A 15,008-nucleotide genomic window follows, 5' to 3' on the forward strand; every position below is an offset into this window, starting at 1 on the left:
ACTTACCTCCTAAGAGTTTTGTAAGCATATGCCTCATCCGAATATTCTTCGTACAAAACTTGCTTCGGAAGCATACACCAGGTTTTGTAAGTATTGGCTCCACTCATTTTCTCTTTAGAACAAAACCCGCTTGGAAGTACTATCTGGTCTGATTCATAGCAATTCCGAGAATTTTCACGCCTGTCTGCTCCATCAGGCCTTTCAGCTTTTTGAGCGACTCGCGTTTGGTCTTGCCGTGTCTGGCAACGATAATCAGTCCATCAGACAGAGGAGCCAGGATGCGTGCATCGCTGAATTCAACTGCCTGTGGCGAATCAAGCAGCACCAGATCAAAGTTCGCCTTCAGTTCCTCCAGCAAGGCTGCCATTCTCTCACTGCCCAGCAGGTCCGGAGGACTCACGCTGGTAATTCCCGCCGGGATTACAGCCAGATTGGCCAGATTGCCGTAAACGGCAATGTCCTTCGCTTCTTCCATGCCCCCGAGATATGCGGCAAGTCCTTGACTGCCTTCAACCTCGAACACATTGTGCAGCCCCGGACGTCTCAGGTTGCAGTCTACAACCGCCACCTTTTTACCGTCCTGTACAAAGGAAACTGCAAGATTCGACAATATCGTCGTCTTGCCTTCCCCGCGTTCAGCAGAAGTGAAGAGGAGCACTTGCCCTCCACTGCCCTTCAGCAGCCCAAGCTGCCTAATGTAAGTGCGCAGCGAGCGGAAGGATTCGGAGATATGCGAGGATGGATTGATGTCCGCAATCAGACTTTTATTCAGCCGTAACATAAGCACCCTCCCCTACTCTTGCTTTAGCGTTTGCCGACTTTCCTAAGTCCCGTTTGCGGATCGCAGGAATGCTGGCGATCACCGGAAGTCCGAGATCGAACTCTGCTTCCTTCTCTGTCCGGAGTGTACCGTTGAGAGTTTCCATCAGCAGAATAATTCCGATTGCTGCCATCAGCGAGACTACAAAACTGATGATAATGTTCATTGTGGATCCGCCGTTAACGGGTCCAGGAACATCAGTAGGATCTGCCGGTGTCAGGAATGCCACGTTGTCCAGATTCATCAGTGCCGGCAAACTGCGGATGAATGTTTGTGAGACCGCGTTTACTATCGTAGCCGCTTTGGTGTAGCTCTCATCCTGTACGCTCAGGTTGATCACCTGGCTTTTTTCCGAAGACTTAATCTGCAGCTTGCCAGCCAATTGCTGTTCTGTCAGATTGAACTCCGGATGTTCTGCTACTACGCTCTTCATAATCGTTGGCGACTTCATAATTTCCTTATAGCTCTCGATGAGGTTGAGACTGAAGTTCAGATTATTAAGATTGTTGCTCTCGGGGACATTCGCGGCGTTGTTGACGAGCAGCTGTCCGGAGGCTGAGTAGACAGGCACGACGAAGTTCTTGCTGACATAGAAGGTGGTGGCACAGGAGATTAATACAAACAGTGTGATTAACCATAACCTCTTCTTTATCAGGTTAATGTAATCTAAAATCGTCTTTTCCACAGTAACCCTCCTTCCGCATTCGTTGCATTCTGAAAGCAATCATGAAAGTTTCAGATATCTTGCTTTTATTTTATCAATCTCCGGGAATCCCCACATGGGTCATACCATCACTTTAATCTTCACTTTCGTGTGAGGAGGTTTACTACAAAAGAGGGACCGCATGGTATACTTTAGTACCATAAGACTGGAAAAGCCTGACAAGCCGTGGCATGAATAGCTACGTCCGCAGGCATATGGGCATGTACATCCTGTTCAGATTCTGTTCAGATGGCTTTTCTAACATCAGAGGAAATACAAAAATCGTACGAAAAAACCTCCTGAAGGCAAAAAAAAACACAGACTATTACGTCCGTGTTCTTACATAATTTAAATTAAATGGAAGTTAATCGTATGACATTTCATACTTGGTGAGCCCCACCGCGTTCGCGTATAGTGCTGCCTGTGTCCGGTCAGCCACTTGAAGCTTCGCCAGAATCTGGCTAACATGCTTTTTCACCGTGAACTCACTGATGAACAGCCTTGAGGCGATTTCCCGGTTGCTTGCCCCCTGTCCAAGCTCAATGAGCACCTCTTTTTCTTTCGGAGTCAATTCGTCTGTTGGACTGTTGCCGTTCATCCGCATCTTATCTTCCATCAGTCCGGGGTCATAATACTTTCGGCCTTTGTGAACCAGCTGAATGGCAAACAGCAGTTCCTCAGGCAGCGCTTCTTTGAGCACATACCCGTCAACCAGTACTTCTTCCGCCTTCAGGAAATCCTCCCGGCTCGCCGATGAGGTCAATAGGATGAATTTGCTGATCACCCCACGTGAACGCGCTGCTTTGATGACATCCAGACCTGATTCATCGGCCAGCTTGAGATCAATAAGCACAAGATCAGGCTGCGTCTCTTCTATGATCAGAAGAGCTTCTTGGCCATTCGTTGCTTCGCCGGCGAAATGCAGATTCGACTGCATGGAAATGACCGCCGCGAGTCCTCTTCTAACCAATGGGTGATCATCAACAATGACGATTTTCACTAGAACGACCTCCTGCCTAAAGTTTATGCATTTTTTAGTTCAGCCACGCCGACAGGTATCGAAATTAATATTCTGGTGCCTGCATTCTCACTGCTGGACAACTGGAAGTCACCGCCTAGGGATTGTGCCAGATACTGCATATTCTTCATGCCTAGTCCGCCGGTATTATCCTCGGATTCGGTCCAGAGCAGATCAGTATCGAAACCAACGCCATCGTCGCTTATCGAAAGTCTGATCCATTTCGGCTTAAGTGACAGTTCGACATCCACCCGGCTGGCAGCACCATGACGTATGGCATTGCCTGTCGCTTCGGATATAATCCGGAAGAGCGCCTTGTGGTAAGGATAAGGAAGACTGAAATCATCCCCCGTTATTTTTAACTCAATTTCCACATCATTCAGCCTGGATAAGCTTTTTAAATGTGATCTAACCATGCCCAGCCATGTAGGACCGCCGCTCTTTTTGGAGCTGAGGCTGTAAATGGTAATGCGTAGCTCCTTTGCAACCTTGGTAGCTGAATCATGGATCAGCTCGATTTGCTCCTCCAGCTCGGATTCGGACATCTTCCGCCAGGCCTGCTTCAGAGAATGAGTTGCGTAGACAATGCCGAAAAGGCTCTGCGACACGCTATCATGCATTTCATCGGCAATCCGGTTCTGCTCATTGGTGATGATCAACCGGTTCTCAATAACGCCAAGCTCATGACGCTCCAGAATAATGGCGCTCAGCTCCGAAAGAAACATTAACTGCTGGATGTACCATCTGCGGCCTTCCAGCCCCTCCGATGCTTCCAGCTTGACACCAATCATGCCCACAAAACGTGTACTCATTCTCACAGGCATGAGCAGAAAGTCTCCGAGTCCGGGTAGGCTTTTAAATACAGGTTCGCGCTGCAATCTCCATTCATGCTCATGCTTTTCCAGCTCTGCAAACAGGAACCATTCCTCCTCCTGCTGCCAGCCGGTCTGACGGCTCTCAGGGGCAGGCTCCCCACTCTTCTTTGCAAACCAGAACAATGCTTTGTCCAGCTTAGTAAGCTTCACCACATAATCCGTAATGACTTGCCCGATGTTCATAAAATCATGCTGACTTGAAGTCTCTACAATGTGATAGAGCGATTTAATATGCTCCATGGTTTCGTTCGTCCGTGCGTTTGCCGCTTCCCGCTGCCGCTTGATCCGATTGACCATTTGCATAATTATAACCGTAAGTACCAGGACTAGAAACAGGTTGCCGTTATCAAGCACTGCTTCTGCAAATGTTTTACCGGATGAGTTCATGAAAAAGTAACAAAATACAGCGAATATCCCAAAATATCCAAACAACAGGCTCCAACTGAAGTAAAAGGACAGGGAACCTGCTGCGATGAGTACTGGATTAAGCACGTATAGTTTAAACGGACTGTCATATCCGCCAGTACACAACGCCAGTACAATGATTCCAGCGATCTCAATGCTCACTGCAAGCATAAGAACACGCGGCCATTTACGCAGCCTCCGGTAATAAACAGTGAATACTAGGGCAAATAAAAATAACAGCATGATTAATAGGGATTTATAAAAGACGGAAGGTCCCGTATGATCCAGGAGGTACATCAATGATGTGAGGGACAAAGAAATGTTTCTGTAAAGTGTAATCATTCTGTCTTCCGCGGTTGCTTTAATTTTCATCCCACCACCCTATTCTCCAGTTTTTGGAAAATGCGAGCTTTTTCTAAGCTTTGTTTAAAAGCATCATACATGAGAAAAATCACAATAACAAGTTCCTGTTTTTGTTGATAACGTTTACATTTGATGATTTTTGCATTAAATAGGGCTTTTTTTTTCAAAGGATCATCAAATCCAATCCATCTTTTCTAAAGATAGCGAATTCATTAATAAGTAATATATTCCAGCATGCATTTAAACTAAAAACAGCCTGCCCTTAAAATGGGACAGACTGTTTTGTCAGCTGAAATCTATGGTTGTGGTAATCGTTCCAGTCTTTCGAAGTCTACTCGGTCACCGACGGCAAAGCTTTGGGCAACTTGGATGAATTACAAATGCAAATCTGATAGCGTTGTTCGCCAACGATATGATAACCAGTGGATAAAATACGTACGGTGTGGTTGTGTATATCCACCTTATGGAGACTGCGGCAACTGATGCAGTAAAATTCCCTCATGGCTTCATCTCCGGCATAGTCTATAAGAACTATCGTGATTCTGCAAATATTCCCTAAATAATAACATTTAATTTTTGCCGATGTCAATGAAAAAACCGCAAATTCCGACACGTCTACGTCATATGAAGTAGAAATTTGTCGGTAATTATAAGCTTTTGCGGCAGTTGAGCGGAGACATGCCCATATATTTCTTGAATAACCTTGAAAAATAAAAACAATCGGCGTAATGCAGCATCCCGGCTATTGCTTTTACCTGAAGGGAGGTGTTAAGCAGCAGATGCTTCGCTTCAGCCATTTTGAGCCGGTGGATATACTCATGCAAAGGGTATCCGCTGCTGTGCCGCACAAGGCGGCGAAGGGTTGACATGGAAATATGATGTCTGGCAGCAATGTCCGAAAGATCCGGCGTTCCGTAGATGCAGGTGTTCAACGCTTCGCGGATTTGGGGCATAATGTCGGCCTCCCGTGTCCAGGCAAAGCCTTGAGTGATTAGCGAGCACTCCAGCAATATCCCCTCCAGCATAGCTGCCGCTCTGTCCGCATCTGCAGGTACACCGCCTTCCATCAGTCCGAGCACCTGCTCGAATAGGGAAGTGAGCCCCTGAAATGCAGCAGCCTCGAATACCGTCCCCCCCTCAATAAGTCCCGCTTCCAGCCATTCGGTCACACGGGTACCTGTGAAATTAACATAGTATTCGTCCCAGCTTCCTCCCTGCGGAGGTCCGAAGCTGTAATTGCAGCCCGGACGGAAGAAAAACAGGCTTCCGGCACGCACCTGCTGTATCTTGCCGCCGTTCTCCCTATAGGTACCGTTCCCGGATAAAATATATACAAGTGCCCAATGTTCGAATACAACGTTTGTACGAAACAATATTCTTCCCGGAAGATGACCCGCTTGACCTATCTGTATCGCCTTCAGCCTGAGCCTGGAAGACTCTACTTTGGGATCAATAATCCTTATGGGGTATGGACTGATCATATAATCCATGACCTCGGACATGATGTGCATTCCTCCCTCTATCCAGGAGTGATATGGTTAATCTGAAGATGATCATATTCTACATGAACAAGAGGTGTCCACGCTATGTCTGATAATCATCCATTGCAGCTGTTTCCTATGCCACAGGTGCTGGTCAGGTCCGAAGGCCGGTTCCAGCATCCCTCCGCAGGAAGCATAGTTCTTGCGGGAGAAGCAGAGGGTTCCGTTCTTCCTGCCGCGCGCAGGCTTCAGCTCATCCTGTCGCAGGTCCTGCAGCTCAGTCTTTCCTTGTCTGTAGGCACACGTTCAGCTACCCGTTCCGTCTATCACTTTAGTTATAGTCCCCTGCTACCCGCACAGGGCTATGAAATCCGCATCGATTCGAGCGGAATTGCCATCATTTACAGTTCTCCAGAAGGAGCCTATTATGCTACAGCTACGCTAAAACAAATTTTGCAGCAATTCGGCAGGAGCATCCCGTATCTGCAGATTATGGACCAGCCTGACTTTGCCGCCAGAGGACTGATGATCGATATCAGCCGCAACAAAATCCCGAGGCTCGAAACCCTTTACCACATTATTGATTTCATGGCGGATCTGAAGCTGAACCAGCTACAGTTATATATAGAAGGTTCTCCATTCGCTTACGAGTCCTTTCCACAGGTCTGGGAGCTGGAAACGCCCATCACCGGGGAGGAAATTCTGCTGCTGGACGCCTATTGCAAGGAACGTTATATCGAGCTGGTTCCGAATCAAAACAGCTTCGGGCACATGGAAGGCTGGCTGACCCGTCCGGAGTTCAATACCCTGGCCGAAATTCCGGAAGGCTTCATGCTCCCGGAGAATATGTACGACAGCGAAATGTACCCGGAAGGACTGTTCATGCACCCCGGTACCTTCCATACCGAAGATCCCGAAGTCCTCGAACTGTTAGGAACCATGTATGACGACCTCCTTCCTTATTTCACATCGAAGCAGTTCAATGTAGGCTGTGATGAGACGTATGAACTGGGTCTTGGCAAAAGCAAAGCGTCGGCCGGGGCCGCAGGCAAAGGTCAGCTGTATTTGTCTTTCCTACAGAAGATTCATAAGCTTGTCCTGGAGCGCGGCAAAACGATGCAGTTCTGGGGAGATATTATCATCCAGCACCCCGAGCTTATCCCCCAGCTGCCCAAAGATATCATTGCTATGGAATGGGGCTACAGCGCAGCCCACCCGTTTGAGGCAGATACGCTGAAATTCCGGGAAGCGGGGATTCCGTTCTACGTATGCCCCGGAACCAGCTCCTGGAATTCACTCACGGGCCGCAGCGATAACATGCTGGCCAATCTGCGCAGCGCTGCAGTGCATGGCAAAAATAATGGTGCCATCGGCTACCTGATCACCGACTGGGGTGATTTCGGACATTGGCAGCACCTGCCCGTCAGCTATGCCGGATTCGCCTATGGTGCGGCAGTAGCCTGGAACGTGGAGAATAATCTTGAAGCAGATGTTGCCGCTTATCTGAATACAGCTGTCTTCCATGACCGCTCGGGCAAAATCGGTCAGCTGCTGCTTGATCTGGGCAACTATTACAAGTATGAATCTGGGGTTGTCCGTCCCAATGATACGGAAATGTCCATGCTGATGCGTACCCCGCTGCATCAGGTGCAGCTTGTCACCAACCTGACGGACGGGCACTTCGATCAATTGGAGCATTATATAGAAGGAATAGAAGCACAGCTTGAGCAGTTGGAGCTTGGATGCGGCGATGCCCGTCTTGTCCTGGAGGAGCTGCGGAATGGCATTCATTTTGTACAGCATGCAGTGCAGCTGGCCCGAATTAAGAAACATCTGGCACAGGGTGCCGGCACATTAGACCCGTCCCTGATCCACCGGCAGATCAAAGACCTTGACCTTCTGCTTCACCACTACCGCCAGCTGTGGATTCAGCGTAACCGGCCCGGCGGTTTGGAGCAAAGTGTCTCGAAGCTGGTCCGGCTCCGCTCCGAGTACATCGGGCTGGCTGCTGAGTTAACCGGTTCGGCGGCATTATAACTCGTCACCTAACCTGTAAGAACAAGTAACTGTAAAAAGAAACTAACCGTTAAAAAGCCGAAAAGCTGCCCTGCCGCATGTATTACTGCGAACGGGCAGCTTTTTTGGGCAAACAACGGCATTGCTGCCGTTGTTGAAGCCTTTTCCGACCGAGGCCCGTTCAACAACGGCATTGCTGCCGTAGTTGAACGGGCCAAACCCGGTTCCCCTCGGCGCAGGCTCATTCCACCGCCCAAGGCTGACGCTGTGAAACTACCGTCTCGCCGCTCTCGGCTGCCTGTTCCAGCAGCAGCGCCAAATATTGGTCCTGGCTTCCTTCAGCCAGGCTATAGAATGATGGCCCGCCTTGGATATATTGCTGCATCCGGGTAAGGCTCTCTGCGATGGCAAGCTCATCATCCGACAGACGCGCAGGTCCATATGGATTCTTGTACAGCCATTCTCCATCGGCCATAATTCCCTTGAGGTAAAAGCCCTCCAGATTCCCGCCATGCCCAGCATCGATCCGGCGGAGCTTGCTGTACAGCGGCGTGTCATAGGCCTGCAGCCAGGATACGTCATGATCCCTTATCTCCCCACGCTCCCCGCGAACGAGGACACGGTTGCCGCGGATCCAGGAAAAATACTGCTCACCGGTGAAATCGAATACACCCAGCTTATCCCCAAAATCCAGCGTTGCCAGGGTCTGGACAGCCTGCACCGGTACTTCGGCGGAAGGTGGACCGCCCCGCTGCGGTCCTTGAAGGATCGGGGAGCGGAAATTCTGCGCACGGATACTGACATCCTCGAAGCCCATGCCGAGCAGTTGGCGGATCAGGCTGATTCCATGATAACCATGCGCAGCGGATACCTGAGCCTGGCTGACGGCTCCAAGCCTGCCTGATGCAGCGAGTCTAATTCTTGCGGCGTGCATCGGCTGGAACAAGTACTGCTCAGCAATCTGAATCTTCGCGGAGTGGCCCACTCGGTTCCATAGCTCCTTGAGCTGTGCCAGGTCTGAAGCGGGAGGTGTCTCAGCCAGCACCGGAATCCCATCCTCGGCCAATCGGATCACGTAGGCTGTACTGATATCTTTTTTCAAACTCACTACGGTGAATGAAAAAGCTCCCGATGAGATATATTCCTCGATAGTGGTGTACACCTTTACACCCCAAGTTCTGCTAAGAGCTGCTGCCATTTCCTTATTCCTGACAAACATGGCCCCAACGGTAAACCGCTCCGGCAGTTCTCGGGCGATCCTTAAATAGAACTCCGCACGCCAGCCCCCGCCCACCAGTCCAAATACTACTTTATCCATACCTAATTCCCCTTCACCCTTAATATCTTGGTCAACCCACGCAGTAGAATTATTCTCCTCTCGTCCCTCCTTGTTCCTTCATATAGTTCCAGCGCTGTTCTTCATATTGGTTCTCCAACATTTCCCGCTCTCTCCGCTCCAAAAAATCACGGTTATGGCTCTCCTTCAAGCTCGCTTCATCCTCGTAAATCCTCCATAGATCGGAGAACAGATAATCCTTAATTTCTACGAAAACCCCATCCATCCTTCCCCCTTGCCAGAGCAATCCGGCAGAGGTCCGAAGCACTATACGCCCATCAGGAGTGGCCGCCTTTTGTCCCAAGCGGATATGCATCAGCATTTGCCCGAACGTATACCATTCCATAGTAGAATTCCCCCTCGAATTTAGATTGAAAACACCTGACGGGAAGACTATAATCATCTTGAATAACCATTTATTACCTGTAAATGCGAACCATAAATCCTTCAAAAAAGCTGATGACAGGAGACAAAACTATGGATTGGCTGCATGATTTCGATGAAGAGCTCCGTTTGGTATTTAAGGACTGCAGCATCATTATTTCAGGATTCCCTGAACCGATTCGTGCCCAAGGACTATCCTATCTCGAACAGTTTAACGTGTTTAGTACAGGAAGCCACAAAAATTACATCTGTTATCTGCTTCCCTTCTGGCTTAGGGACGGCTATGGTCTTACGGATGCGGAAGTCCGGCAACTGTCGGTGGGCAATGTCTTTTGTATGCTGTATTTCTTCATTCAGGATGACTTGATTGACAGCAGCGAGGACAGTGCAGCCCGCAAGCTCCCGCTTGCCAATCTGCTGTATGTTGAATTTCTCAACAGATACAGACCGCTATTCCCGTCGGACTCACTCTTCTGGCTCTGCTTCAACCGTTATATCCTGGAGTGGGCTGACAGTATGGCCGGTGAGGCGCATGGGGATTATTTTCTGAATGACCGCCTGAAGATTGCTCACAAAGCCAGTCCGCTGAAGCTTACCAGTACAGCTGTCCTGTTGTATTCCGGCAATGCTTCATTGATTACGGAAGCGGAAGATGTACTCCACACGATACTGCTGACGCTGCAAATGCTGGACGACTACGAGGATTGGGAGCAGGATCTTGCCGGGGGGAGCTACAACTGTCTGCTGTCACTGGTCTGCTGTCATTTCAACACTCAAAGGGAAGCGCTTACCAAAACACAGGTCAAGGATTATATTTATACCACAGGCGGACTTGCCGAGTATGCCGAGACGGCATTATCCAATCACAGAAAGCTGGAGCATTGCCAGCTCAACTCCCCTCATCTCATATCCTTCCACCAGATGATGGTTAAGAATCTGCAGCACATGGCCGCAGCCATTGAAGCCGAAAAGCAGCTTTTGCAGCACGGGGGTCTCAGCTACTGGTTATCCAAACATATTAATCTGTAAATAGGAAATAGGATGTAGAATAATAGATTGGGCTATGCTATACTGATCAGGAAAATATAACCATTTTGGGAAGGGTGATTATTTTGTCAGAAGCAATTCTCCGAAATCAAGTGATTCAGAAGGCATGGGAAGATCCGGGTTTCAAGCAAAGATTACTCACAGATCCAAAAGCAGCCCTCCAAGAAGCGCTAGGCATTCAACTTCCCGATGATATTACACTCAAGACCGTTGAAGAAGGATCCAACGAGTTCTACCTGGTTATCCCGCCTAGTCCGGCATCAGGTGTAATGAAAACGGATTTTAACACACTTAGCACCTGGTAATACTACACAGCACCTGGTAAGCCTACACAGCACCTGGTAAGCCTACACAGCACCTGGTAATCTTAACCAAGCTTAGCTTCATAGGAGCCAGAACCATCCGGCGCTTCTGCCAAAGGCAGAGTGGTAATGGATTCGGTTCCGGCTCCTTTTGTGCTTATGAAGCGGACTTCGCCCCCCATCGCCTCAATAATCCGGAACGTCACCATCAGTCCGAGTCCCGTTCCTTTGGTCTTGTTGGAAGAGAAATAAGGCTCTCCCAACCGGCTCAGAACCCATGGATCCATCCCCGACCCGTTGTCCTTGATATGAATGAATGCTTTATCTCCTTTGGCATAGGCCGTAATATGAATGCTCCCATCCTCTCCCAGTGACTCAATACTGTTCTTGATAATATTAATGAATGCCTGCTTGAACTTGGAGGAATTGCCCTTCACCCATAAATTTCCGGCGACCTCAAGCACCATCTTGCCTCCGTTCAAATGGCATAGCGGCAGCAGGATACTCTCGATATGCTTACATTCATCCTGGACACTGAGCAGGGAGATCTTCTCGAATTCGGGTTTGGCAAATGTAAGAAAATCCGTAATGATATTGGATGCGCGATCCAGCTCGCTGAGGGCCATGAATAAATACCGTCTCTCATCACCGCTCGACTTTTCGCTTAGAAGCTGCAGAAACCCTCTTGTCACCTGCAGGGGATTGCGCACCTCATGCGCCACCGATGCAGCCAGCTCGCTGATAATCTCCATTTTTTCGGACCGCTGCAATTCGTTGTTGAACAGCTCCAGCTCCCGTGAATATTTGACAACCTGCTGATGGTTCAAAGCGAGACGGCGCCCAAGGATGATGATCAGCGAGAGAATGAACACCACCAGCGCCCACTTCCAGTAGATCAGATCATAATTGCCCTGCCGGATGTAATACCACACCAGCTCACCCGCCCCGGTCACGGCAGCAGTACCAAACCCGACGGCAAAGGTGATTGCATCCTTGTTCCCCCGCAGAGAGAACAGGACGACACAGGCGGTCAGAAGGATGAACTGCAGAATCATGATAATGCCGATCACGGAGGCAGACACAAAATAATAAAATTCCACCAGCCGGTTGCCCGACAGGTAATTCACAATCAGACAGACCATGCAGAACATGGAGTACACCACCTGAAATTTACGAAAACGGCGGATGATTCCACGCTTGCCGCTGCCAAAAATTTTCTCGAATAAAAAGGTTAATGCAGGCAGAAGCGACAGCAGTGCCAAATCGAAAAGCACGACGCTAAGCGGGCCTAAATAACTGAAGAAGGTGTAGGTAAAGGGAGAATAAGTAATGGATAGAATCCCGGTGGAGGCGATAACTATGGACAGGGAAGCCGCGATAGGGAAATATTCCTTGTTCAAGTAAAATGAGCAAACAAAAAGAACGATAGCTACGAACAGAAAAGCGCCGCCCAAGACTACATCGACCAGTCCGTTTTTTGAATAATCCTTAATCAGGAGACTATGCTCACCCAGCAGCACTTTATCTTTGATTCCGATGCGGTCTTGCAGGGTCTCCGTCCATATGTATAAGGTTTTGCCGTTGTCTTGGGTACTAAGGGGGATAAGCAAGGAATAATTGTCATGGATGAAGCTGCGGTCGCCCTCCAGAATGAGACGGTCCCCTGCATACACCTTAACATGCAGCGCGTATAACGTATTAATGTAGACCGCAGGCGAAGTATACCCGTTCTCCGGTAACGTTATTCGCGTCCACGCGGAGGAAATTCCCTTGGGAAGCTCAGGTGTACCTTGCAGAGCGTGGACCTCCATCCATCCCTGCTCGTCCGCAAGCGGAACCTCCCGGCCTGTCTCCCCGTCCGGGCTTCCCCATTTCATCTGCCAGTTTGTGATTTCTGTGGAGCCATACCGACCTTCTGCCGATGCCTGAAGCACACCACAAGCCATACAAAGTACGAATAGAACTACCGATAGATGTAGAATTCTAGCGAACAAGCGCATGCGAGCACCTCAGAAGTAAATTTCAGAAGCTATTGTTCTGTTATTGTTAGTACTTCGCCCCATCTACAGTCCATCCCTTCAAAAAAACGGAATTAACCAAAATAATTCCTATTTATTTGCGGACGATGGTAATTTAACAATCACCTGGGTGCCTTCACCTTTACGGCTCTCAAATTGAATGGAGCCGTTCATAGCTTCAATAATCCGGAACGTCACCATTAGGCCAAGCCCGGTCCCCTTCTTTTTATTCGAATAATACGGTTCACCCAGATGCGCCAGCTCGCTCACTTTCATCCCTTCCCCGTTGTCCTGCACACTGATAATGACATGCTCGCCAGACTTCCATGCAGCAATAGTAATCAGCCCATCTTCCTCAAGGGATTCAATGGCGTTTTTGATCAGATTGATAAAAGCCTGCTTGAACTTGGAGGTGCTGCCCAGTACCTGGAGTCCGCTCTGGAGCTGAAGCTTGATGGCCCCTCCCTGCATGTTGGCCAGCGGTACCAGAATGCCCGAGATATGCTTAAGCTCCTCCGCTACCTCAAAGCTGTCCAGTGAATCAGGTCCAGGCTTGGCAAAGGTCAGAAAGTCCGTGATGATAAGCGAGGCTCTGTCCAGCTCTTCTAAGGCCATTTGCAGGTATTCCTTCTCCTTCTTGCCGGAGCGTTCCCCCAGAATCTGCAAAAATCCGCGGGTAACCTGCAGGGGGTTACGTACCTCATGAGCCACCGAGGCCGCGAGTTCGCTAATAATCTCCATTTTCTCCGACCGCTGCAGATCATCATTGAATCTCTCCAGCTCCCGGGAATATTCCAGTGCTTGTTCATGATTGCTGGCGAATCTTCTGCCCAGAATGATAATAAGCGAAAGGACAAACACAATAACCCCCCACTTCCACCATTGCAAGTGATAGCTGCCGTTGGCATAGTACAGAACCAGCTCCGTTAGTGTCAATAGAGCAAATACCGAGAACCCGACCGAGAAGATCACCGCATCGCTATTCCCCCGGAATGCAGCCTGAACAGCCACGTACAACAAATAGATCACTTGCATCATCATCAATAGACCCAGAATATTTACGGTGAAGATTCTATAGATTCCGTCTAACCGGTAAGACATCAGAGCGTTGATAACCAGAAATAGTACACAGATTAGAGAGTAGCCCAGCTGAAATTGACGCAGCCGCATAATCAGTCCATGCCGGCCTGGACCAAAGATTTGCTCAAAGTAAAATGTAAACGACGGCAACAGTGTCAATAACGCCAGATCGAAGCATATCTCTATCCAATGTCCCCGGGTGTGCAAAATAATCGGCAAAAACGGCGAATAAGTGATGAACAGTATGCCAAAGCAAACAATGACCAGAACCAGAAAAAAACCGCCCTTGAAGAAATCCAGCTTGAGAAACAGCAAACAAACCATCAATGCCGCACCCATAAATAAAAAAGCAACACCAATCACAATATCCGCCAAATCCTGCTTCACATAAACAGCCAGCAGTTTGCCGTAGCTTCCTGCTGTGATTGTGCCATCAACCCCAAAGTCCTGACCGGTTCCGCTGCTCCACAGATAAAGCCGGGAAGGCTCCCCGGCGCCAGACAAAGGGATCAACACCTTGCTCCCATTATAATTCACTACATCCTGAGAATCATAAATGAGCTTATTATCCATATAAGCCCTGAGATTATTCCCATAGACCTTATCAATCAAAAGGGCCGGGTTTGCCCCGGTCTCCGGGAGAGAAAAGCGAAACCAAACGGCTGTAGCCCCTGCTGGAGCCAGGGGTCTGGCAGATTGCCCGGCAACTGAGATCCAATCCCTGTCAGGGGCCGAAGCTGCTGCAGCAGGATTGCACAGTGCTGAGTCTTCCCATTTCAACTCCCAGCCTGGCAATAAGGTTCCCGCCTTGCCGCTCCACTGTGAGGCAATAGCCGTAGGCACTATAACAATCAGCAGCAGCATTGTGAAAATAACTGCCGCTGCCTTTGTTGATGAAAACTTCATTGTGGCACCTCAGTAAATCTTTAGTTGGATTTATGTAGTCCATACAACTCTTATTTTCGACAACCTTCGCATTTTACCTGCCTATTCTTGCAAAAATCCTCGAAAAAAGACGTTATATCTCAGCTTATAAAATGAACGCTCCCTTCAATAATGGTTAATCCATCAGCAGAATGATTATATTAAGCATAGGCAGGGGAAGGCATGAAGATTCGCCGCAAGAGATTAGGGTATAGAATTACTATAGTACATGAGGC

General features: G+C 48.9%; 13 protein-coding genes. 3 read left to right on the plus strand and 10 right to left on the minus strand.

All coding sequences use genetic code 11. From position 1 onward, the window contains the following. Positions 1-139: 139 nt before the first annotated feature. The 6 genes from A3842_RS14250 to A3842_RS14270 all read right to left on the minus strand — a co-directional run bounded on the left by A3842_RS14250 (position 140) and on the right by A3842_RS14270 (position 5,686). Positions 140-781: a CpsD/CapB family tyrosine-protein kinase gene (locus A3842_RS14250; RefSeq protein WP_074083040.1), complete on the minus strand. Its 642-nt coding sequence runs from the start codon at positions 779-781 to the stop codon at positions 140-142. After that, the gene (locus tag A3842_RS14255) at positions 765-1,505 is read right to left on the minus strand and encodes a YveK family protein (protein WP_074083038.1); all 741 of its coding nucleotides are present in this window, start codon (positions 1,503-1,505) and stop codon (positions 765-767) included. Before A3842_RS14255 ends, A3842_RS14250 begins: the two co-directional genes overlap by 17 nt. A 382-nt stretch (positions 1,506-1,887) precedes the next feature. After that, positions 1,888-2,523, minus strand: a complete 636-nt coding sequence (locus tag A3842_RS14260; protein WP_074083036.1) for a response regulator — start codon at positions 2,521-2,523, stop codon at positions 1,888-1,890. Positions 2,524-2,546: 23 nt separating this feature from the next. Next, positions 2,547-4,064 (minus strand): sensor histidine kinase, encoded by a 1,518-nt coding sequence (locus A3842_RS14265; protein WP_256701697.1) that lies wholly within the window; start codon positions 4,062-4,064, stop codon positions 2,547-2,549. Positions 4,065-4,189: 125 nt separating this feature from the next. Further along, positions 4,190-4,351, minus strand: coding sequence for a hypothetical protein (locus A3842_RS32525; protein ID WP_178381870.1), 162 nt, complete (start codon positions 4,349-4,351; stop codon positions 4,190-4,192). A 480-nt stretch (positions 4,352-4,831) separates the two neighbouring features. Then, positions 4,832-5,686 carry a helix-turn-helix domain-containing protein gene (locus tag A3842_RS14270; RefSeq protein ID WP_074083032.1) on the minus strand — a complete coding sequence of 285 codons (855 nt, stop codon included), beginning with the start codon at positions 5,684-5,686 and terminating at the stop codon, positions 4,832-4,834. A gap of 84 nt (positions 5,687-5,770) precedes the next feature. Between A3842_RS14270 and A3842_RS14275 the strand changes: the two genes are divergently transcribed. Beyond that, a complete protein-coding gene (locus A3842_RS14275; RefSeq protein WP_074101828.1) occupies positions 5,771-7,702 on the plus strand; it encodes a beta-N-acetylhexosaminidase in 1,932 nt (643 codons plus the stop codon). 220 nt (positions 7,703-7,922) lie between these two features. Here A3842_RS14275 and A3842_RS14280 read toward each other — a convergent pair whose 3' ends face one another. Together A3842_RS14280 and A3842_RS14285 are read right to left on the minus strand one after the other, a co-directional pair. After that, the gene (locus tag A3842_RS14280) at positions 7,923-8,999 is read right to left on the minus strand and encodes a Gfo/Idh/MocA family protein (protein ID WP_074101829.1); all 1,077 of its coding nucleotides are present in this window, start codon (positions 8,997-8,999) and stop codon (positions 7,923-7,925) included. A gap of 49 nt (positions 9,000-9,048) precedes the next feature. After that, a complete protein-coding gene (locus tag A3842_RS14285) occupies positions 9,049-9,363 on the minus strand; it encodes a hypothetical protein (RefSeq protein ID WP_074101830.1) in 315 nt (104 codons plus the stop codon). Positions 9,364-9,494: 131 nt separating this feature from the next. On the opposite strand from A3842_RS14285, the gene A3842_RS14290 reads away from it, so the two are divergent. Further along, on the plus strand, positions 9,495-10,430 hold the full coding sequence (locus A3842_RS14290; protein ID WP_074101831.1) for a hypothetical protein: 936 nt from the start codon (positions 9,495-9,497) through the stop codon (positions 10,428-10,430). A gap of 83 nt (positions 10,431-10,513) precedes the next feature. Further along, the gene (locus tag A3842_RS14295; protein ID WP_371916000.1) at positions 10,514-10,753 is read left to right on the plus strand and encodes an NHLP leader peptide family RiPP precursor; all 240 of its coding nucleotides are present in this window, start codon (positions 10,514-10,516) and stop codon (positions 10,751-10,753) included. A gap of 62 nt (positions 10,754-10,815) precedes the next feature. On the opposite strand, the gene A3842_RS14300 is transcribed toward A3842_RS14295, so the two are convergent. Together A3842_RS14300 and A3842_RS14305 are read right to left on the minus strand one after the other, a co-directional pair. Continuing rightward, on the minus strand, positions 10,816-12,750 hold the full coding sequence (locus tag A3842_RS14300; RefSeq protein WP_074101832.1) for a sensor histidine kinase: 1,935 nt from the start codon (positions 12,748-12,750) through the stop codon (positions 10,816-10,818). Between the two features lie 108 nt (positions 12,751-12,858). Then, entirely contained in the window at positions 12,859-14,754 is a 1,896-nt protein-coding gene (locus A3842_RS14305) for a sensor histidine kinase (protein WP_074101833.1), read from the minus strand. Between the last annotated feature and the right edge of the window lie 254 nt (positions 14,755-15,008).

Origin of the sequence: Paenibacillus sp. P3E (assembly GCF_001909045.1) — a bacterium.
Taxonomy (GTDB): domain Bacteria; phylum Bacillota; class Bacilli; order Paenibacillales; family Paenibacillaceae; genus Paenibacillus_AQ; species Paenibacillus_AQ helianthi.

What these genes read in the sequence shown, in the direction of transcription:
- A3842_RS14250 (WP_074083040.1), bottom strand. Translation starts at nt 781, where the DNA reads ATGTTACGGCTGAATAAAAGTCTGATTGCGGACATCAATCCATCCTCG.
- A3842_RS14265 (WP_256701697.1), bottom strand. Translation starts at nt 4,064, where the DNA reads ATGCTGTTATTTTTATTTGCCCTAGTATTCACTGTTTATTACCGGAGG.
- A3842_RS14270 (WP_074083032.1), bottom strand. Translation starts at nt 5,686, where the DNA reads ATGTCCGAGGTCATGGATTATATGATCAGTCCATACCCCATAAGGATT.
- A3842_RS14275 (WP_074101828.1), top strand. Translation starts at nt 5,771, where the DNA reads ATGTCTGATAATCATCCATTGCAGCTGTTTCCTATGCCACAGGTGCTG.
- A3842_RS14280 (WP_074101829.1), bottom strand. Translation starts at nt 8,999, where the DNA reads ATGGATAAAGTAGTATTTGGACTGGTGGGCGGGGGCTGGCGTGCGGAG.
- A3842_RS14285 (WP_074101830.1), bottom strand. Translation starts at nt 9,363, where the DNA reads ATGGAATGGTATACGTTCGGGCAAATGCTGATGCATATCCGCTTGGGA.
- A3842_RS14290 (WP_074101831.1), top strand. Translation starts at nt 9,495, where the DNA reads ATGGATTGGCTGCATGATTTCGATGAAGAGCTCCGTTTGGTATTTAAG.
- A3842_RS14300 (WP_074101832.1), bottom strand. Translation starts at nt 12,750, where the DNA reads ATGCGCTTGTTCGCTAGAATTCTACATCTATCGGTAGTTCTATTCGTA.
- A3842_RS14305 (WP_074101833.1), bottom strand. Translation starts at nt 14,754, where the DNA reads ATGAAGTTTTCATCAACAAAGGCAGCGGCAGTTATTTTCACAATGCTG.